Source organism: Bacteroides ovatus, from assembly GCF_001314995.1.
Classification (GTDB): Bacteria; Bacteroidota; Bacteroidia; order Bacteroidales; family Bacteroidaceae; genus Bacteroides; species Bacteroides ovatus.
Window position 1 is genome coordinate 5,933,250 of sequence record NZ_CP012938.1, and the last position, 19,011, is coordinate 5,952,260.

At 42.1% G+C, this 19,011-nt stretch carries 14 protein-coding genes; 3 read left to right on the top strand and 11 right to left on the bottom strand.

Annotated features, from left to right (window positions below; translation table 11 throughout):
• Positions 1-274 precede the first annotated feature (274 nt).
• From Bovatus_RS22340 to Bovatus_RS22350, 3 genes are all read right to left on the bottom strand, one after another.
• Positions 275-1,453 carry a class I SAM-dependent rRNA methyltransferase gene (locus tag Bovatus_RS22340; RefSeq protein WP_004301814.1) on the bottom strand — a complete coding sequence of 393 codons (1,179 nt, stop codon included), beginning with the start codon at positions 1,451-1,453 and terminating at the stop codon, positions 275-277.
• A gap of 63 nt (positions 1,454-1,516) precedes the next feature.
• On the bottom strand, positions 1,517-2,176 hold the full coding sequence (locus Bovatus_RS22345; RefSeq protein WP_004301815.1) for a 3'-5' exonuclease: 660 nt from the start codon (positions 2,174-2,176) through the stop codon (positions 1,517-1,519).
• A gap of 2 nt (positions 2,177-2,178) precedes the next feature.
• Complete coding sequence (locus Bovatus_RS22350; RefSeq protein WP_004301816.1) at positions 2,179-2,844, bottom strand: DUF5063 domain-containing protein; 666 nt, start codon at positions 2,842-2,844, stop codon at positions 2,179-2,181.
• Positions 2,845-2,969: 125 nt separating this feature from the next.
• On the opposite strand from Bovatus_RS22350, the gene Bovatus_RS22355 reads away from it, so the two are divergent.
• From Bovatus_RS22355 to trxB, 3 genes are read left to right on the top strand one after another with little or no spacing between them, the layout of a single operon-like run.
• Positions 2,970-5,456 (top strand): DNA translocase FtsK, encoded by a 2,487-nt coding sequence (locus Bovatus_RS22355; protein ID WP_004301818.1) that lies wholly within the window; start codon positions 2,970-2,972, stop codon positions 5,454-5,456.
• Between the two features lie 19 nt (positions 5,457-5,475).
• On the top strand, positions 5,476-6,120 hold the full coding sequence (locus Bovatus_RS22360; RefSeq protein WP_004301819.1) for a LolA-like putative outer membrane lipoprotein chaperone: 645 nt from the start codon (positions 5,476-5,478) through the stop codon (positions 6,118-6,120).
• A gap of 36 nt (positions 6,121-6,156) precedes the next feature.
• Positions 6,157-7,107 carry a thioredoxin-disulfide reductase gene (gene trxB, locus Bovatus_RS22365; RefSeq protein ID WP_004301820.1) on the top strand — a complete coding sequence of 317 codons (951 nt, stop codon included), beginning with the start codon at positions 6,157-6,159 and terminating at the stop codon, positions 7,105-7,107.
• Positions 7,108-7,276: 169 nt separating this feature from the next.
• Here the strand turns inward: trxB and Bovatus_RS22370 are convergent, their stop codons facing one another.
• From Bovatus_RS22370 to Bovatus_RS22405, 8 genes are all read right to left on the bottom strand, one after another.
• The gene (locus tag Bovatus_RS22370) at positions 7,277-9,706 is read right to left on the bottom strand and encodes a beta-N-acetylhexosaminidase (RefSeq protein ID WP_004301821.1); all 2,430 of its coding nucleotides are present in this window, start codon (positions 9,704-9,706) and stop codon (positions 7,277-7,279) included.
• A gap of 158 nt (positions 9,707-9,864) precedes the next feature.
• On the bottom strand, positions 9,865-11,154 hold the full coding sequence (locus Bovatus_RS22375) for a thioredoxin domain-containing protein (protein WP_004320880.1): 1,290 nt from the start codon (positions 11,152-11,154) through the stop codon (positions 9,865-9,867).
• A gap of 20 nt (positions 11,155-11,174) precedes the next feature.
• The gene (locus tag Bovatus_RS22380; protein WP_004301823.1) at positions 11,175-12,350 is read right to left on the bottom strand and encodes a pepsin/retropepsin-like aspartic protease family protein; all 1,176 of its coding nucleotides are present in this window, start codon (positions 12,348-12,350) and stop codon (positions 11,175-11,177) included.
• Entirely contained in the window at positions 12,337-13,479 is a 1,143-nt protein-coding gene (locus tag Bovatus_RS22385; RefSeq protein ID WP_004301824.1) for an aspartyl protease family protein, read from the bottom strand. The genes Bovatus_RS22380 and Bovatus_RS22385 overlap by 14 nt, the downstream gene beginning before the upstream one ends.
• Positions 13,480-13,488: 9 nt before the next feature.
• Positions 13,489-15,195, bottom strand: coding sequence for a S8 family serine peptidase (locus Bovatus_RS22390; RefSeq protein ID WP_004301825.1), 1,707 nt, complete (start codon positions 15,193-15,195; stop codon positions 13,489-13,491).
• Positions 15,196-15,225: 30 nt separating this feature from the next.
• Positions 15,226-16,233 carry a TlpA family protein disulfide reductase gene (locus Bovatus_RS22395; RefSeq protein WP_004301826.1) on the bottom strand — a complete coding sequence of 336 codons (1,008 nt, stop codon included), beginning with the start codon at positions 16,231-16,233 and terminating at the stop codon, positions 15,226-15,228.
• Positions 16,234-16,332: 99 nt separating this feature from the next.
• Complete coding sequence (locus Bovatus_RS22400; protein ID WP_032848711.1) at positions 16,333-17,394, bottom strand: hypothetical protein; 1,062 nt, start codon at positions 17,392-17,394, stop codon at positions 16,333-16,335.
• 48 nt (positions 17,395-17,442) lie between these two features.
• Positions 17,443-19,005, bottom strand: a complete 1,563-nt coding sequence (locus Bovatus_RS22405) for a RagB/SusD family nutrient uptake outer membrane protein (RefSeq protein WP_004301828.1) — start codon at positions 19,003-19,005, stop codon at positions 17,443-17,445.
• Positions 19,006-19,011 lie beyond the last annotated feature (6 nt).

The following is a 19,011-nucleotide window of genomic DNA, read 5'->3' on the forward strand; positions in this document are numbered from 1 at the left end:
TGTGAAAAAACAAATGAAGGGGGTATAAAAAAAAGAAGGCTATCTATCCCAGACAGCCAATCTTTGTTAACCTTAAATCTAATACCATGAAAAACACAGTGCAAAGATATAGGGTTTATGTTATACAACATAATGTTTTCTCGAAAATCTTCTATTTGTTAACTCTAATTAACTTTGAATCTTCCGTTTTTCTGTTACTGCCCTCTCTAATCAGCCATACTTCCGGAGAAATGCCTGATATCCGAATGGAAACTTGGCTCCGGCACCTTGCCGGTTATTCTACGTAGAGTACCAATCCTTTCAGATATTCTCCTTCGGGATGATAGATGTTTACCGGATGGTCGGCCGGTTGAGTCAGCTGGTGTAGAATGCGTACGCTACGCCCTGACATGGCTGCTGCGGTAAACACAGCAGTACGGAAATTATCTTTGCTTACCACTTGCGAACAAGAGAAAGTAAACAGGATGCCGCCCGGTTTGATTTTCTCGAATGCTTTGGCATTCAGTTTACGGTAACCTTGCAAAGCATTCCGCAGTGCATCTTTATGTTTGGCGAATGCGGGCGGATCAAGGATGATTAAATCATACTGGTCGCCCATGCGGTCGAGATATTTGAAAGCATCCTCGGCAAACGCCTCGTGGCGGGAATCACCGGGGAAGTTTAATTCCACGTTTTTGTTAGTCAGATCAATCGCTTTGGCTGAACTGTCGACAGAGTGCACGAGTTTCGCACCTCCGCGCATGGCATAGAATGAGAATCCGCCGGTGTAGCAGAACATATTCAGTACCGAACGGTCTTTGGCGTAACGTTCCAGCAAAGAACGGTTTTCACGCTGATCTACAAAGAATCCGGTCTTCTGACCTTTCAGCCAGTCCACATGGAACTTCAAGCCATATTCTTGTGCGATATTGTCACTGCTTCCTCCTTTCAGAAAACCGTTTTCGGGGAAAAGGTCTGCCTTAAAAGGAAGAGTTGTTTCTGATTTATAATAGATATTTTCGATTTTGTCACCCATTACTTCGGATAAAGCTTCGGCAATTGTCATGCGGTCTACGTGCATTCCTGCAGAGTGTGCCTGCATAACAGCGGTTTTGGCATAAACGTCAATCACCAGTCCGGGGAGATTGTCTCCTTCACCGTGAACGAGACGGTAGGTGTTGTTGGTCGGATTAGTGGCGATGCCGATACTGCGACGCATATCGTATGCAATTTCCAGTTTGCTTTTCCAAAAATCGTGATCGATAGGTTCCTGGCGGAAAGACAGTACGCGTACAGCAATACTTCCGATCTGGAAATGTCCTTCGGCAATAAATTCTTTTTTTGAGGTGTACACTTCTACAACTTCACCTTCATCGGGCTCTCCGTCAAAACGAGCGATAGCACCGGAAAAAATCCAGGGGTGGAATCTCTTAAGAGAATCTTCTTTACCAGGTTTGAGATATACTTTATGCATAATGTAGTCTTTCCTCAACCCTCTCCCAAGGGGGAGGGCTTCAGATCGTTTTATTATTGGTTATTAATCACTTATTTTATTACTTATCACTTCTTCCGCGGGAGAGACAGTAGCTGTCAGCGGAGAAACCTCCCAATCTCCCGTCTGTTTCAGTTCTTGCAACAGATTGTAGATATTGAGGCATGCCCATGCATCGGTAGCAGCGTATTGTTTCTGTCCGTCACTTAATACATCAGCTTCCCAGTTGGACAAGCGTTGTGATTTGGATATTTTTTCTTTGAATAAGATGGCGTAAATCTTTTGCAGACTTTTGTCCTGTATTCCGAATTGACGCACATAGTCCTGTAATTCGATACAGCTTTGTTGGGTGAAAGGTGCACGTTTGTGCAGCATCATAAAGTCGTCTTTCAGTGAAAGTCCCACTTTGATTACAGCCGGATTTTCTAACAAGTCAACCAATGGCTGAGTCAATCCCGTCATATTGAGCCGGAATAAGAAACAGCATTCTTCGGAAGAAATCTGGAGAAGTGCTACTTTGTGCGATTGTCCTTTGGTAAAGGAAGGGCGAGTTTCGCTGTCGATACCTATCACTGGTCTGGATTGGAGGTAAGCTACAGCTTTTTCCGTTTCAGCTTCCGACTGGATAACATAAATACGTCCCGGAAAGACTGTTTTCGGGAGTTCTTTTAGTTCATCTTTATCTATGGTTCTTCTTACAATCATTTTTATTTTAATTCATCATCGTGGCAATGGCAACCGTCTTCGTGACAGTGGCAATCATCATCGTGGCAATGACAGCCATCTTCTTCACAACAATCGGTGTCGTCGCTTGGTTCGTAAAATCCTTCTTCATTACCTACTTCCTCTTCTTCTTCCTCCTGGTTGTATTTCACGTCATGAAGGGCGCGAAGTGTGTTTACCAGTTTCTGTCCCCACAGTGTACCGAAGTTTTCCTGGCAGATGGCCAATGAATCATTCATTGTTTCGTTCAGTCCCAGTTGGAAGACAAATATGAAATCTTTAATATCCTGATAAATGTCGGCCAGGTCTTCCGATATAGACTTCTTGATAGGTTGGTCGCTATACACCATATCTTGCACGAATACGTCCAGATAATCATCCTTGTCAGCCATCAATCCGGAAAGGTTGATACGCAGAATTTCGTAAATCTCTTCTGTGACATACGTTTCAAGTGCTTCGTCCCCGATAGTCTCACATTTGGGCAGCATAGATGCTTTGAGATAGAGTAGTGGAAGTATTTTTAATGATGTATCAACGAAAGTGCTACGCTTCATGCGTTTGGCACGTTCGAGAAATGCACAAAATTCGGCAGCTACCGTTACGAACTCAATTACGTTTTTATCAAATATCGTTTGGCTTTCTTTTTCCATGATCTATATTGATTTGAAACGCAAAGGTAAGAAAAAGGATTGAATGAGCGTAGTGCTCGTTATTTTTTTATTATTTTTGCAGCTTAGAATCTCATTCCAGTTTTATAAAAAAGAATTAAAGACTCATGGCAAAGAAGAAATTAGATAAGGAGGCGGAACGTACTCCCTCTTCCCCCAGTAAAATTGTGGCTGTATTTAAGAATGAAACCATTCATTTTGTAATCGGATTGATGCTGGTCATCTTTTCCGTTTACCTGTTGTTGGCTTTTTCTTCCTTCTTCTTCACGGGGGCTGCCGATCAAAGTATTATTGATAGTGGTAGTTCGGCAGATTTGGCAGCTGTTAATAATCAAGTGAAGAATTATGCAGGTTCACGCGGAGCGCAGTTGGCCAGTTATCTGATTAATGACTGTTTCGGCGTTTCCTCTTTCTTCATACTTGTTTTCCTGGCAGTGGCAGGATTGAAGTTAATGCGTGTACGTGTTGTACGTCTGTGGAAGTGGTTTATCGGCTGCACACTCTTGCTGGTCTGGTTCTCCGTATTCTTCGGATTTGCCTTTATGGATCATTATCAGGATTCCTTCATTTATTTGGGAGGTATGCACGGATATAATGTCAGTCGTTGGCTGATTTCGCAAGTTGGAGTACCCGGTGTGTGGATGATCCTGTTGATAACGGCTATCTGTTTCTTCATATATATAAGTGCACGTACCGTCATCTGGTTGCGTAAACTCTTCGCATTGAGTTTCTTGAAACGCGAAAAGAAAGAAGAAAAGGAGAATGTTCCGGAAGGAGATCCGGAATTTACGACTTCCCAACCGCAAGAAGTGGAGTTCAATTTGAAACGGACGTATAAACAGACACCTCCTCCGGCACCAGTGATGGATATTCAGGCTGAAGAACCTGAAGACGACTTTCCTATTAATAAACCGGAAAAGGAAGATACTTCCGTATCTGACGAAAGTGAAGGAGTGACTATGGTATTTGAACCGACTGTTTCCAATCCTGTTCCTATTGTGCAGGAAGACTCTTTGGAAGAGGCGGAACCCGGATTTGAGGTGGAACCGGCAGCTTCGGAAGAAGAATACCAAGGACCTGAACTCGAACCGTATAATCCTACTAAGGACTTGGAAAACTACCGTTTCCCGACTATCGATTTGATGAAGCATTTTGAAAATGATGATCCGACGATTGACATGGACGAGCAGAATGCAAATAAAGACCGCATCATCAATACATTGCGCAGCTTCGGAATCGAAATCAGTACGATTAAAGCAACCGTGGGACCTACGGTAACTCTATATGAAATTACTCCGGAACAGGGAGTACGTATTTCTAAAATCCGTGGTTTGGAAGATGATATCGCATTGAGCCTTTCCGCTGATGGTATCCGTATTATTGCTCCGATACCGGGTAAAGGAACTATCGGTATTGAAGTACCGAACAAGAATCCGAAGATTGTTTCCGGACAGAGTGTGATCGGAAGTAAGAAATTTCAGGAATCCAAATATGACTTGCCTATTGTATTGGGTAAGACGATCACGAACGAAGTCTTTATGTTCGACCTTTGCAAGATGCCGCACGTATTGGTGGCAGGTGCAACCGGTCAGGGTAAATCAGTCGGTTTGAATGCCATTATCACTTCCTTATTATATAAGAAGCATCCGGCAGAATTGAAGTTTGTGCTGGTCGATCCGAAGAAAGTGGAATTCAGTATCTATTCGGTGATTGAAAATCACTTCCTTGCCAAACTTCCTGATGGAGGCGAACCGATTATTACGGACGTAACGAAAGTAGTGCAAACCCTGAACTCTGTTTGTGTGGAGATGGATACCCGTTATGATCTTTTGAAGATGGCACATGTGCGTAATATCAAAGAATATAACGAGAAATTTATCAACCGCCGCCTGAATCCAGAAAAGGGACATAAGTTTATGCCGTATATCGTAGTGGTGATTGACGAGTTCGGAGATTTGATTATGACCGCCGGTAAGGAAGTGGAACTTCCGATTGCCCGTATTGCACAGTTGGCGCGTGCTGTCGGCATCCACATGATTATCGCTACACAGCGTCCGACTACTAATATTATTACAGGTACGATCAAAGCCAACTTCCCTGCACGTATCGCATTCCGTGTATCTGCCATGATGGACTCCCGTACCATTCTCGACCGTCCGGGTGCTAACCGTTTGATTGGTAAGGGTGATATGCTCTTCTTGCAGGGAGCCGATCCGGTGCGTGTGCAGTGTGCCTTTATCGATACGCCGGAAGTGGAAGAAATTACGAAGTTTATTGCCCGTCAGCAAAGTTATCCTACTCCGTTCTTCCTGCCAGAGTTCGTGAGCGAAGATGGTGGTAGTGAAGTAGGAGATATTGATATGGGACGGCTTGATCCGTTGTTCGAAGATGCAGCCCGACTGGTAGTGATCCATCAGCAAGGTTCCACTTCGTTAATTCAGCGTAAATTCGCTATCGGTTACAACCGTGCCGGACGTATTATGGACCAACTCGAAAAAGCGGGAATCGTAGGTCCTACCCAGGGAAGCAAGGCGCGCGATGTCTTGTGCATGGATGATAACGATCTTGAAATGCGATTGAACAATTTACAGTAACCGTTCGTTTATTAATCAAATGAGAAAGTACATTTTTAGTGTTTTAATAGCTTTACTGTCTTTGCCTGTGATTGCCCAACAACAGTCGCAGGCTAAAGTCATTCTTGACAAGACGGCAGAGGTGTTTCGTAAAGCAGGTGGTGTAAAGGCTGATTTTACTGTAAAGGCTGTGACGAACGGTCTGGTAGAAGGTGCAGAAAATGGAACGATTCAGTTGAAAGGAGAGAAATTCGTACTGAAAACGTCGGATATCATCACTTGGTTTGATGGAAAAACGCAGTGGAGTTATGTGACAAAGAATGATGAAGTGAACGTCAGCAATCCGACACAGGAAGAGTTGCAGCAGATTAATCCGTATACGTTTCTATATATGTATCAGAAAGGATTCTCTTATAAGTTAGGAGCAACTAAGACGTATCGTGGAAAAGCCGTTTGGGAAGTCGTTTTGACTGCCAGGGATAAGAAACAGGAGTTGGAACATATCACTCTTTTTGTGACAAAGGATACTTATGAACCTTTGTGTATTTTGCTTCAACAGCGTGGTCAGCAGACGCGTAATGAGATAACCATTACAAGTTATCAGACTAAGCAGAATTATGCGGATCAGGTTTTTACGTTTGATAAGAAACAATACCCCAATGCGGAGGTAATAGATTTGAGATAATATACGTTTATAACAAAACGATAAAGATAAATTAAAATGGCAGAAATAGAAAAAGTGAAATGCCTGATTATAGGTTCAGGACCTGCCGGATATACGGCAGCGATTTATGCAGGACGTGCAAATTTATGTCCGGTGCTTTATGAAGGATTGCAACCGGGTGGCCAGTTGACTACTACCACGGATGTGGAGAATTTCCCCGGTTATCCGGAAGGAATCAGTGGTCCGCAGTTGATGGAAGATTTGCGTGCACAGGCGAGCCGTTTCGGAACAGATGTTCGTTTCGGTATTGCTACGGCGGCCGATTTGAGCAAAGCCCCTTATAAAATAACAATCGACGGTGATAAGGTTATTGAAACAGAATCATTGATTATTGCTACCGGAGCTACTGCTAAATATCTGGGACTGGAAGATGAAAAAAAATATGCCGGAATGGGTGTAAGCGCTTGTGCCACTTGTGACGGATTTTTCTATCGTAAGAAAGTAGTTGCCGTAGTCGGTGGCGGTGATACGGCTTGTGAAGAAGCTGTTTATCTTGCCGGACTTGCATCCAAAGTATATCTGATTGTCCGTAAACCTTTCCTGCGCGCATCGAAGATTATGCAGGAACGAGTAATGAACCACGAGAAAATAGAAGTTCTTTTTGAACACAACGCAGTTGGTTTGTTTGGCGACAATGGGGTAGAAGGTGTAAACCTGGTGAAACGTTGGGGCGAACCGGATGAAGAACGTTACAGCTTGCCTATCGACGGTTTCTTCCTGGCTATCGGACATCAACCGAATACTGAAATCTTTAAAGAATACGTTGATACGGACGAAGTGGGCTATATCATCACGGAAGGTGATAGTCCCCGTACAAAAGTTCCCGGAGTTTTTGCGGCAGGAGATGTTGCCGATCCGCATTATCGTCAGGCTATTACGGCTGCGGGAAGTGGTTGTAAAGCTGCTTTGGAAGCAGAACGTTATCTTTCTGCCAAAGGACTCATTTAATCCGGTTTATATCCGACCATAGGAGGGTATTAAAACCCTTATAAATATGAAAATCACCCACGCTAGAGTTTAATCTGTAGCGTGGGTGATTTTGTTGAGAGGGGAGTCTTGCTCCCCTTTATTTTATAAACTCAAAGCTTTTCGAACAATATTTGTCGATTGTCTTTGGTTAATACGCTTCTATTTCATCTATCCATAATTCGGCAGGAATGACTTCCGGCCCGTTATTCTTTTCAAAGTTGACACCATTACGCAGTGTGCCACCATTCTTGATTTTGACTTTCAGGAATGTAGCCTGTGCCGGTTCAAACTCAATGGAATCGGTGAATGCAATTCTTCCTGTTTCCGGATAATCGTGTTTCAAAGCTTTTTCGGCTATCCGTGTGTATTGCTTGCCGTCTGCTGATACTTCTACAGCAACTCCTCCTGCAGGAAGAATTCTCATGGCAGGATTGAATAAAGAACCGAAAATAACTTTGCTGACTTGTGTCGGTTTATCCAGATGAACGATAAATTCCAAGTCCTTACCCTCCACGATGCCAAAACTACACCACGGAGTATAAGAAGCATTATTGCCTCGTTTGCCGTTGGTCAGTCCAAAGGTGGTTTTGTCAGCTCCTAATACATCGTTTTCATCGAATATATCGCCTGTCCATCCCATCGTATAATTAACCGTATAGGGCTTTCCTGTCAATAAATTGCCATACAGTGGCTTGTGAGCTACTTTGCCCAACATCTTTCCGTCTTTGAAAGCAGCGGCTTTCAGGTCGATATTACCTTCAAGAACGAAAGGCTTTTCATATAAGATGGACACTTTGGACGGTTCGCTGCCGTCCGTTGTATACCGGATTTCCGCATTCGGGTAGAAACTTTCCAGCAATACCATTAAAGGGCCGTTTTCATCTGCGTGCGTATTTATATTTACGTCATAGAAGTTGAGACAAGGTTGGGTGTTCATAACTTTCAAACGTTCAAATTCAGTCACCATCCGTTCGCAGAAATTCTTCCAGTCTTTGTTTGCGTTTTGTGTCCAGGCCGTTTCGGCGATAGCCATTGCACGTGGGAAAGCCTGGTAGTCTGTACGTTCTGAAGTCTGCATATATTCTCTCCAAATATTACCTTGTATTCCGATGATATGCTTCTTAGCAAGCTCGTCAGCGTCGTCCGGAACAGGGTTATAACTATATGTTTTCTTCAAGGTATTGTATCCGCCAATAGTAGTCGGAGCAATTTCCGGCTCTTCCTGATAGTAGTCCAGATATACATAAGGATTCGGAGTCATGATGGCATTATGTCCTGCTTTGGCTGCGTTCATACCGCCTTCTACACCGCGCCATGACATAACAGTCGCATTGGGAGCCAGACCACCTTCGAGAATTTCATCCCAGCCAATGATGTTTTTGCCTTTGCTATTCAGGTATTTCTCCATACGGGTAACGAAATAGCTCTGCAACTTATCTTCTTTGCTGTGCTTTATTCCGTCTATCTTACTGGGAGTTGTATCATCTTTCAACCCTAACTGGCGGATTAACTGCTGGCAGAAAGCACTGTTCTTCCACGCTGTCTTGGGACATTCATCGCCACCGATGTGAATGTATTCGCTGGGGAATAATTCTATAACTTCATCCATCACTCCTTCAAAGAATTTGAAAGTCGTTTCACTCGGACAGAATACCTGTTCGAATACTCCCCAGGTAGGAGATACTTTGTAAGTCTGTGTAGAGTCGCATGACAATTCCGGATAGGCGGCAAGTGCAGCCAATGCATGTCCCGGCATTTCTATTTCGGGAACAACATTGATGTATTTACTTGCAGCATAAGCCACTACATCTTTGATTTGCTCCTGTGTATAATAACCTCCATGTTCTTTTCCGTCGAATACTTGCGGATAGTTTACATAGTAATAGTCTACTAATGTCTTTTCACGCTTGGAACCGATTTCCGTCAATTTGGGATATTTCTTGATCTCGATTCTCCATCCCTGATCGTCTGTCAAATGCCAGTGGAAGACATTCATCTTGTTCATAGCCAGTAAGTCGATAAACTTGTAAATGTAGTCTATCGGTACATAATGGCGGCATACATCCAACATGAGTCCGCGATGAACAAAACGGGGTGAATCTTCGATTTCTACGGCAGGAACCGACCAGTCAGCTTTCTTATCCAACTGCTTTCCGTAAATTGCCGGAGGGAGTAACTGATAAAGAGTCTGCACTCCATAAAAGAATCCGTTTGGCTGGGAAGCGGTGAGTGTAATGAGACTGGGAGTGACCGATAATTTATAACCTTCTTTCGGCATACCTTCCTGTACAACAAAAGAGATCGCCGTTTTTCCATCTGCACTTTCAGCTTCTTTCAAGGAGATTCCTGCTGTCAGTTTTAGTTGTTCGGCCAGGCTGTCGGCAATGCTTTTTACTTCCGGAGCATCCGAGAGAACTACGAGGCAGACTTTGTTGTTTAGTTCAAAGCGTCCTTCCTGTGGAAGAATCTGGTTGGGTTTGGGAACGATGTTGTACTCGTTCGCCGCTTCTTTTGTCTTCTGGCAACTGGGGGTAATCATTAGCAAGGACAAAAGAAGAAGAGAAATACTTTTCTTCATGGTCAAAATGTGTGTTAAGTTATAAATAGATTTGACAGGGCAAATGTACTTGTTTATATGATAAGTTCCAATAATATGGAAATAAAAAAAGCCGGAATGATGTCCGGCTTTTAGCTAAAGTTTCAGATTAATGTAGTTATATAATTAAGAGAGAGTTTTTATTTCAGTAGTTGCTCTTCGATGATTTGTACGTACTTCTCCGGAGTAGCTCCGACTTCAATAATCGGTTTGCCGCCTGCAGGTATGAAGAATAAGGTAGGCAATGCCTGTACACCGAAGTGATTGCATAAATCCTTTTCTTTGTCCGCATTAACCTTGTAGAATACAACTTTACCTTTATACTTTTCAGCCAGCTTTTCCATTTCCGGAAGTAAGCGCATGCAAGGTCCACACCAAGTTGCCCAGAAATCAATTACAACCGGTTTGTCGCCATTATAAACGAAATCGTTCCCTTTTCTGTAGTCGAAGATGTGTTCGAGGAAGAATTGGCGGGTAATCGGATTCAGTTTACCGTCTTCAACTTTAGTTTCCGTTACTTTAGCTTCCGCTTCCGGTATAGGAACCATGTCAAACGGCTGGAAATAAATTTTCTGATGAATATAGTCAATGGATATGATTCCGTAGTCCAATATCTTTTTGCCTAATACGGAGCGTTTCAGGTATGGATTCTTCACTGCCATGGCATCCTCAATCTTTGTTTTTACAAACATGGTTTCAGGTAAGATGAGGCTTTCCTCTTCTTGAGTCGCTTCTTTATATCCATTGGAAACTTTTTGGTTGGTTCCTTTGGTATATTGTGTGCTCCATGTATTGAAATCTTTTTCGGTAAGATTCACTAATCCTTCGCTCCATGTATCCAGAACAAGAGAAACGGGTTTTCCCTGAATGGATATCGGACATACGATTCCTAATCCTGTAATTAGCTCAAAGTTCTCCCGGTAGTTTAATTTCATGTAAGAAGGACGATAGGGCTGCGTAATTGTGAGTTTTTTCCGCTGCATATCAATAGTCAGAACGGAAGTGCGGAAAATAGCACCGCTTAATACACCCATCACTCCCAGCTTGCGCAGATATGGTTCGTCTTCCAGAGTGAAAGCAGGCAGATCGTTGTTAAACGTGTTGTTGCCAATAGCAACTGTTGCCATTTCATATACTTTTCCAACAGGTACTTGTTTGAATACAAAATCCTGATAAGCACTAAAAGTACCGTTCTTCCCCGTGTCGATGCGTAACTTCTTGAGAGCCTCAGGAAGCAGGGCGTTATGTCCTGACAGATCGAGGACGAAGTCTGCCACTTCGCCATTAATGGCGGCTTCTACGATAATCTTTCCATCAATGGTTTTGAATGGAATGACCTCTGTCATACTGTTCTGTGTCTGTGCACTGATTCCTCCGGCAATACAAAATGCAAGTAGACAGAGATACATCTTTGTTATTATTCGCTTCATATCTTTTTTCTGTTTAAAGTTCATTTCTCTTTCCTGATTTCAATCTTTTTCTCTTGATTGTCTTTCTTGACAATAATATAACCGGTATCACCGGGGATGGCGTTCATGATATCTTCCACAGCCATTTGGCTCATGGGACAATCGTCCAAAGAAGTACCGTTGATATTAATCACCTGGTCGCCGAAAGCAACTTTATCTTTCATGCTGTCCCAGATCGTTGTAATTTCGAATCTGTCATTGCGTGGCAGAATACTCACGTTCCAGAGAGCGGGAGCACCGCCCATGTCGGTTTTTCCTTCTTCAAACGGGAAAAAGTAGAATCGTCTGCGCATATAATCGATAATTACTTTACCGTATTCCAGTAAATCCACCCCGATGATGCTTCCATTCATCACTGTGGTCGTACTACCCACGTTCGTGAATTCTTTCCCCATGATGTTGATAGGAGGAACAGTCACCTTCTTTATATCCACCGGCTTGCCTAGACCTGTTATTCCGGCAGCTACGATACCATATCCATGGTTAGTAACTTTCGAAATGTCAGACAGCCTTTCATAATCTTCTGTAGAATAAAGCAGAAAGCCTCCCGCACCTGTATCGAACAGAACCTTGAAGTCATTGTCCCCTAAGCGGACATTGACAATGGAGTGATGATCCGTCTCATCCAACAGCGGAATCCCATCCGTTACTTTTAGTCCTTCGGGACGATACGGATAATTGATAACCATTATTTTAGAACGGGAATCGAATGTGACTACCGACTGTGCGAAAGCGTCTCCTCCAAGAATACCGACAACCCCTAGTCCGGTGAAGAATGGATTCTTAGGCAGTACCATCGTCTTCAACTGCTTGATTTTATAGTTTTCCCCGATAGAAACATTCTGTACGTGCGCTTCCTGATAATTGGAGCCTTGTGCATTCACATCGGAGATACGCATATATCCTGCGGCAGTAGCTTTCATTTCCGTTGCGGCATCATACATCGTTCCGGTTCTTCCTCCCGTATCGACGATATATTTCACTTTTATACCGTTAACAGTGACGGGGATAATGATTTTCTCTTGTATAAACTCATAAGGAATGGTGTCGCAAACCTTATTCCGGATTTGCGCTGCCATTCTTTGTCCGCAGTTTAGAAATAATAGCAGCCATAAGCCGGTCAGTATTCCTATACTTTTCATATTATTCTTTTTCATAGATAATATCCTTTACTCCGGAAGCTGTCTCAATCGTCAGTTTCGTCTTCTTTTTCTCTTTTAATTCCGGTATTCCGTTCAGAATACTTTCGCAGAAGTCATATTTCTTAGCAGGTTTGCCATTGATTTTAACTACCTTGTCTCCGACTGCTATCTTACCTTTCGTACTGCTCCATACGGTAGATACAAACAAATCTCCGTCTTTGACCGTTAAGTCAAAGTTGTTACCTTGATTGTTTATTTCATTGTCCGGTTGAAATGCTTCGAAATAGAATCTTCCGCGTGGATAGTCAATGGTCACTTTACCGTATTGCAACAGTTTGACGCCCAATAATGTGTAAGGGTGATTGTTGGTGCTGGTTGTTACGTTACGGAATTTGGTGGCTCCGACTGATAGCAATGGAATACGAACCCTGTAAGAAGAAGCTTTGTCCGCCTGGCCAGATACTCCGATACTCCCTTCTCCATACCCTTCGGAAACCACTTCCATAGAGGCTTCCAGTTTGATTTTTTCAAAATCACTTTCGATAAGTGATAACAGACTGGGACTACCTGTATCGAATAATACATTTATATTGCTAACCGGAGCTATTTGTATGCTGACGATCGGCATACCGCCCCCTTTGGTGAAATTCAACATCTTTCGTAAAGACACTGTCGATGGCTTTTCAGCAGAGGTAACTATAATATTTTTGGCTTGTGAATCAATAGTGACAATGGTGTTGGCGAATAAATCACTGCCGATGATGCCATCTACTCCAAAACATTCCCAGCCTTTTACTTCATCAATGACCAGTGACGGAGCATTTTTGAAATTAATAACATGGTCGGGGGTAGTCAGGTTCTCTATCCGGGTAGTCTTGTAATAGCTTTCCACGTTATTCACATCCGTTACTTTAGCCGAGTCGGTGGCTGCCATTTGCAGTGCCTGGCAGGCTTGAGTCGTGAGTGCCGTACGTCCTCCTGTATCAAAAATGAAAGGACGTGCCGTGCCGTTCACTTTCATTTCGATAATCATCTTTTCACCTACCATCCGGTAAGGTATAGTTGCCTTATATTGTTGGGCGAATACAGGAACCGCCATGCAAAAGGCGACAACGGTTCCTATCATACGAGTCGTATACTTCATAAGCTAATTTTATTTGCTGACTTTTTCTGCTTCCAAAATTGCCTGATAAGCGTTTACAATACCTCCGGAAATACACAAATCATCGAAAAGGAACAAGTCTTGTGAAGGACTGTCGTTTACGCGGATTCCTTTTTCCACTTCCACCCCTTTGCGTGAAGTGACGCTCTTCAGTAGTATGTCACGGATTTGCGAGCCGGTTAATTTAGGGAAATATGATTTCACTAAGGCAGCTACACCGGCTACAGTAGCCGAAGCCATTCCTTCACCTGTACCTTTTTGGTACGTATCACCCATATAGGATGAATAAATATCTGTTCCCGGTGCATAAAGATCGAGAGTAGTTGCACCGTAATTGGTGTTTAGTACCGGATTTCCATTCTTATCAGAAGAAGCAACCACCATAAAATTGGTAAGTTCTCCGTCTTTTCTCATCTTCCGGTTAGGGAAGAATTCATCTTTATCCATATCTACTGACAGATCCCAAACCGGAACTATTACCAATGCTCCTTTCTTTTCAGCTTCTTTCAGCGCATCTGCTACCCATTGTCTCTGTTCTTCCGGGTATAACGAATTTTGTTCCGGCAATAAAATAATATCCGCTCCGTGGTTTACTGCATACCGGATGGCCAGTGCCATATCTTTTAAATAAGGTTCTCCTTCTCCCGGATGAATACGTAAAGTCATAATTTCTGCATTATCGGCAATACCGTTACTTCCGACACCGTTGTCGCGTTTGGCTGCGATCACTCCCGCTTTCATAACTCCTGTTGCTGCGTCAGACGTCAACAGTACATTATTGCCATATTGTGTGTCGTTAATATCCAAGGGATTATCACCTACAATTTCTTTCCGGTTATCAGTTCCGTATTTCTTTAAAGCATCTTCATAGGACGTTTTGGCTGTTGCTACACTTTTCTTTCCCATATTTTGATATACGGGTTCCCATTTATCCGTATTATAGATACTGAAATAGTAGGCAGTAAACACAAAGGCAACTTCTGAAAGACTGTCTCTTTCTGCTTTGGGATCATAACAACTTTGGAAGTCCTCAACGGTTAACTCTTTTCCGGGGAAGCGTTTTTTCATGTCCTTATCGAACTTTTCAACATATTCTTCTATTACATAAGAAAGTTGGAGACCACCATAGGTTCCTCCGATTCTTGATTCCGGCATGACTTTATAGCGATAGTAGTTATATTCTTCCATATTTTCCGGTACGGGAACTTCTTGGCGTTTTCCATTGACAATCTTATAGTACTTTTTTCCATCGAAAATATAGTCAGCATATTTATCTTTTAGGCGGAAAAATTCACGTTCTCCTTCGCGCGTCAGAGCTTCCATTACTTGACCGTCTTTACCTCCGATGAAGTTCCAGCCATTGATATCGTCAACAAGCCCGTTTTTATCATCATCTTTTTGGTTTAGTTTTTCTTTCGGGTTCATCCAGATTGCATGTTTCAGGTCTTCGTGTTCTACGTCCATTCCTGTTCCGATCAATGCAACAACCGGTCTTTTTTTAGCTTTCTTTTTGTTAGCTTTCAGATACTCGTAAGCCTTGTTTACTTCGGCACCATATACACTGTCTTTGTCGAAAGAACAGTTAAACCAGTCCAGTTCGGATTGTTTCTTTTGTGTTTCTGCTTCTTGTTTGACTAACTGAGCCGATACTGTAATGCTGATAAAACAGCATACGATAGGAAATATAAGTTTCTTCATTGTTGATGAGTTATAATTTATACAATCTAGTTATTTTCTTATTTTTAAAATGGCTTCACGCACCTGTTCACCCCGGACATTACGTGCAGCGAGTTTGCCTTCTTTGTCAATGACAACGAGGAAAGGGATGGAGTAGAAACCGTAAGCAGCCTGAATAGCGCTTGGAGTCTTGCTGTTTTTGGGAAATCCTGTTTTATCCCACAACATCACCCACGGCAGTTTTTCTTCATCCAGCATTTTTCTCCATTTTGCTTCGCTGTCATCCAACGAAACACTGATGAATTCTAAATCATCCGCTTTCAGATCATTATATATTGTCAGCATACTGCGCATCTCTTTGCGGCAAGGACCACACCAGGAAGCACAGAAATCCAGTACGACAATTTTTCCACGGAAGTCTTTTAAACTTACACTCTTTCCATTGCTGTCAATGAACGTAAAACCAGGACATTCTGCACCGATGATCTGGTGGGAGAGAACTTCTACTTTGTTGATTAACCATTTGGCAGACAAAGAATTCCTATCTTGTTCCGGTATCATATCCAATAACATTTTGTTGGATGGGTAATCATTCACATCTGCCAGATAAGCTAATGCTGACGCCATGGCAGGCGTCAGTTTTTCTTTGGCAGAAGTCGAGATTGTTGCTTTATCCGGATCTCTTTCGGCCGGCATATAGTTTTGTAAAGTCAGAAACGGATCAATGCCGGTGAATGAAAGTGAGCTTTGTTCGGGATTCTTTTCATCGAAAAAGCCATTGATACTAACAGAAGTATTTTCAAAGTAAATGTTTTGTTCCGTTTTCCCGATACATAGCGTATATACGTCGGGCTGGATCTCTTTCTTTTCTGTTTCGAATACTCCGTTCTGGCTGATGGAACAAGTCAAAACAAGGTTTCCATTCAAATCTTTTACTTGTAAGGTAGTAGGTCTAAGTATCCTTAACTTTCCCTTAAACTGCAGTCCGCCGTTGCTCCATAGGGAGGAGGTGGTGCATAAAAGCAATAGTATTAGTGAGAGTCTTTTTATTAATTCCATAATATTGAGTTTTATAATATATCGTAAAGCAACGAATAGCTTTGTCGTTATCCGTATCTATTTTAATAACTTGGTTACTACTGGATAAAGAAAAAAGTTCTACCAGTCTCCCCAAGGATCATCATCGTCATCTCCTGCATCAGCTTCTGGTAGTTCCGGATAAGGTTTGATATCCCATTCTTCCGGTCCTTGAGCGATAGCTTCCAGGTCAATATTGTATTTTTTTAGATAATTGGTTACAAACTCGAACTTACTACTCATAAATGGATAGGTTGCCGAAGGCCACATTGCTTCCCGTTCTTCCTTAGTAAGACGCATGGCTATTTGCATGTAACCGATAAATGTTTCTTTGGCTGTTGGAGGATTATCAGAATGTGGTTTACTATATTTTGCTGATAATGAATTTACATCACCGGGATAGCCTCTTCTAAGATAATAATTAGGATCAGCTTTGCTTTCAATATCTTCATTTCTGACAATCTTAGTTGAATGGTCGAATCCTGCATCAAATTCATCTTCGGGTACGATAATGTTACCTCTGGTGATGGCTGTGTTTATAACTTCATCAATTATTTTGAAGCGACGCACAGTAAAACTGTCCTTGTTGCCGGCAATAGGGGTTTTCCATCCAGAGATTGGATCATCATAGGTGCTGTGAGCTGCATCTCCCCAGAAGCAAGTTACCCAGCAGTCAGTTTGGCTTTCTTCATGTTCGGATAATGCTACATAATATTCTAACACTCCCGGTACAATGGAGGCAAATACCGAGTAATTGTATCCCACATACCAATACATGGGAAATACTCTGTCCGTAACTTCCCGATTAAGATAAGGGAATATATGATTTTTCATAAAAGTAATATAGAATGCCGCCATCTCCTCATTGAGACAATTTTCGAACACTCTTGTAGAGCCACCGATACCACCACCTGTCCAATTTTTATTGAGGTCTTTTTCTGTGATATCTTTATATATTATTTTCACTCCGAAGTCTTGGTAGATTTTCATGGCATCATTGTCCCAAGAATTATCTCCTTGGGGAAACTCAAATCCTCCGGCCTGTGCAAGTGGGTCTGGTGTCGGGATAATTGAATCATCTTCGTAGCAAGACGTGAATGTGAGACAGAACAATAATATCCATACGTTATATATTGGCTTCATAATTTTCTGTTGTTTAGGATTAACGATCATTATTTTTATAATTTATAGTTAGTTTGTTATGGAAACTCCAACCCGTTCCGGACCGAACGGATTTTGTTCCAATAGTAAGTTTCTTTGCAATACATTTGGAGGTATAGGTAATACGTATGAAGGATCATTTTTTGTTAATGTGTAAATTTTTCCTTCCCATTTGTGCTGTATGGAAGGCATGCCATATCGACGTAAGTCAAACCAGCGTTGGCCTTCGTAACAAAGTTCTTTTCTGCGTTCTTCACGTATCTTGGTAATAAGATCATCTCCACTCAATCCCGAAAAGGATGGTATGTTTCCTTCGTCATATCGTTTTTCCAGTAGTGCGTTCATAGTGGTGATAGCTTCTCCTTCTGCTTGACTCATGGCAGCAGCTTCAGCATAATTCAGATAAGCTTCTGCTACCCGGAAAGAGAGTGCGAAATAATCACTGCTTCCGGAAGTGGGGACAGAACGGAGCGTCTTATATTTGCCATAGGGAAGATACGTATTATAAAATGTACTGCTCTCTGGGACATCTTCATTATACTGTATCTCCCGAGTAATATAACGATCTTTGCGTAAGTCACCTTCCGAGAAACTGTTAATCAACTCATCTGCTGCTTTGAATTTTCTTCTGGTATCGTTATTATTCTTACCTTCCTTTTCAATATAACCTTCGTATTCACCTGTCAAATCTCTTATGGTTCCATAACTCCAGATAACTTCTGGAGAATCATAGGTGTTGAATGTATAATAAGGTTCTTTCATACCCGCTTCCGGTGCAGGGATTGTATTCAGATCGCGCAGTGAAAAGTTCCAATCTTTGATAACTTTTTCTGCATACGTTTTTGCCTCTTTCCAATTTTCCATATAGAGAGCCACACGTGATTTTAATAATTGCACCATAGGTAGGCTAACGAGGTAGTTTGGCTCATATTGTTGTGCGGCGGAGAGAGTCAAGAATAAACGTTCTGCTTCGTTTAGGTCGGCAACAATCTGTAGATATACTTCCTCTACCGTATTTCGTTTCATCAGTACCTCACCTTCATCTCTCATTTTACTGTCAATTTTTAGAGGAACTCCCAATGATTCTTTGTCGTAATTATATGGAAGTCCGTATTGATTAACCAGCATATAATAGAAGAAAGCCCTCAAAGCATAGGATTGTGCCTTGATGTAATTTTTTTCAGCTTCTGTACCGGACACTTCGTCAGTATAATCAAGTGCAGCATTGGCTCCTAAAATATATTCATAAAGGTTTCCCCATGTATTGCTCGGCTCTTGTCCTAATTTTTGTTGCATTTCGAACATATTGGGTTGCCAACTGTACAGTACCTCGAATGTTTCCATTTTTCCCTGTTCATTTTCAGGGAATTCGTAACCCTCCACTTGATTTTGATCGATATCATCTGCAAGTATTTCCAAATAGGCTAGAAATTTGGTATTCCCTTGTTGGGGATAAGCCTCTCCAATAAGCATCTCCTGTAATGCATTGGCATCCTTGGGGATGTATTTGCTTTGTGACTTGGGCTCTAAGAAATCACTGCAGGCAGTGAGACTTGTCAATGTAATTGTATAGATTAAATATTTAAGTTTCATATCTTT

What these genes read in the sequence shown, in the direction of transcription:
- Bovatus_RS22360 (WP_004301819.1), top strand. Translation starts at nt 5,476, where the DNA reads ATGAGAAAGTACATTTTTAGTGTTTTAATAGCTTTACTGTCTTTGCCT.
- Bovatus_RS22400 (WP_032848711.1), bottom strand. Translation starts at nt 17,394, where the DNA reads ATGAAGCCAATATATAACGTATGGATATTATTGTTCTGTCTCACATTC.
- Bovatus_RS22355 (WP_004301818.1), top strand. Translation starts at nt 2,970, where the DNA reads ATGGCAAAGAAGAAATTAGATAAGGAGGCGGAACGTACTCCCTCTTCC.
- Bovatus_RS22395 (WP_004301826.1), bottom strand. Translation starts at nt 16,233, where the DNA reads ATGGAATTAATAAAAAGACTCTCACTAATACTATTGCTTTTATGCACC.
- Bovatus_RS22405 (WP_004301828.1), bottom strand. Translation starts at nt 19,005, where the DNA reads ATGAAACTTAAATATTTAATCTATACAATTACATTGACAAGTCTCACT.
- Bovatus_RS22370 (WP_004301821.1), bottom strand. Translation starts at nt 9,706, where the DNA reads ATGAAGAAAAGTATTTCTCTTCTTCTTTTGTCCTTGCTAATGATTACC.
- trxB (WP_004301820.1), top strand. Translation starts at nt 6,157, where the DNA reads ATGGCAGAAATAGAAAAAGTGAAATGCCTGATTATAGGTTCAGGACCT.
- Bovatus_RS22345 (WP_004301815.1), bottom strand. Translation starts at nt 2,176, where the DNA reads ATGATTGTAAGAAGAACCATAGATAAAGATGAACTAAAAGAACTCCCG.
- Bovatus_RS22340 (WP_004301814.1), bottom strand. Translation starts at nt 1,453, where the DNA reads ATGCATAAAGTATATCTCAAACCTGGTAAAGAAGATTCTCTTAAGAGA.
- Bovatus_RS22375 (WP_004320880.1), bottom strand. Translation starts at nt 11,154, where the DNA reads ATGAAGCGAATAATAACAAAGATGTATCTCTGTCTACTTGCATTTTGT.
- Bovatus_RS22385 (WP_004301824.1), bottom strand. Translation starts at nt 13,479, where the DNA reads ATGAAGTATACGACTCGTATGATAGGAACCGTTGTCGCCTTTTGCATG.
- Bovatus_RS22380 (WP_004301823.1), bottom strand. Translation starts at nt 12,350, where the DNA reads ATGAAAAAGAATAATATGAAAAGTATAGGAATACTGACCGGCTTATGG.
- Bovatus_RS22350 (WP_004301816.1), bottom strand. Translation starts at nt 2,844, where the DNA reads ATGGAAAAAGAAAGCCAAACGATATTTGATAAAAACGTAATTGAGTTC.
- Bovatus_RS22390 (WP_004301825.1), bottom strand. Translation starts at nt 15,195, where the DNA reads ATGAAGAAACTTATATTTCCTATCGTATGCTGTTTTATCAGCATTACA.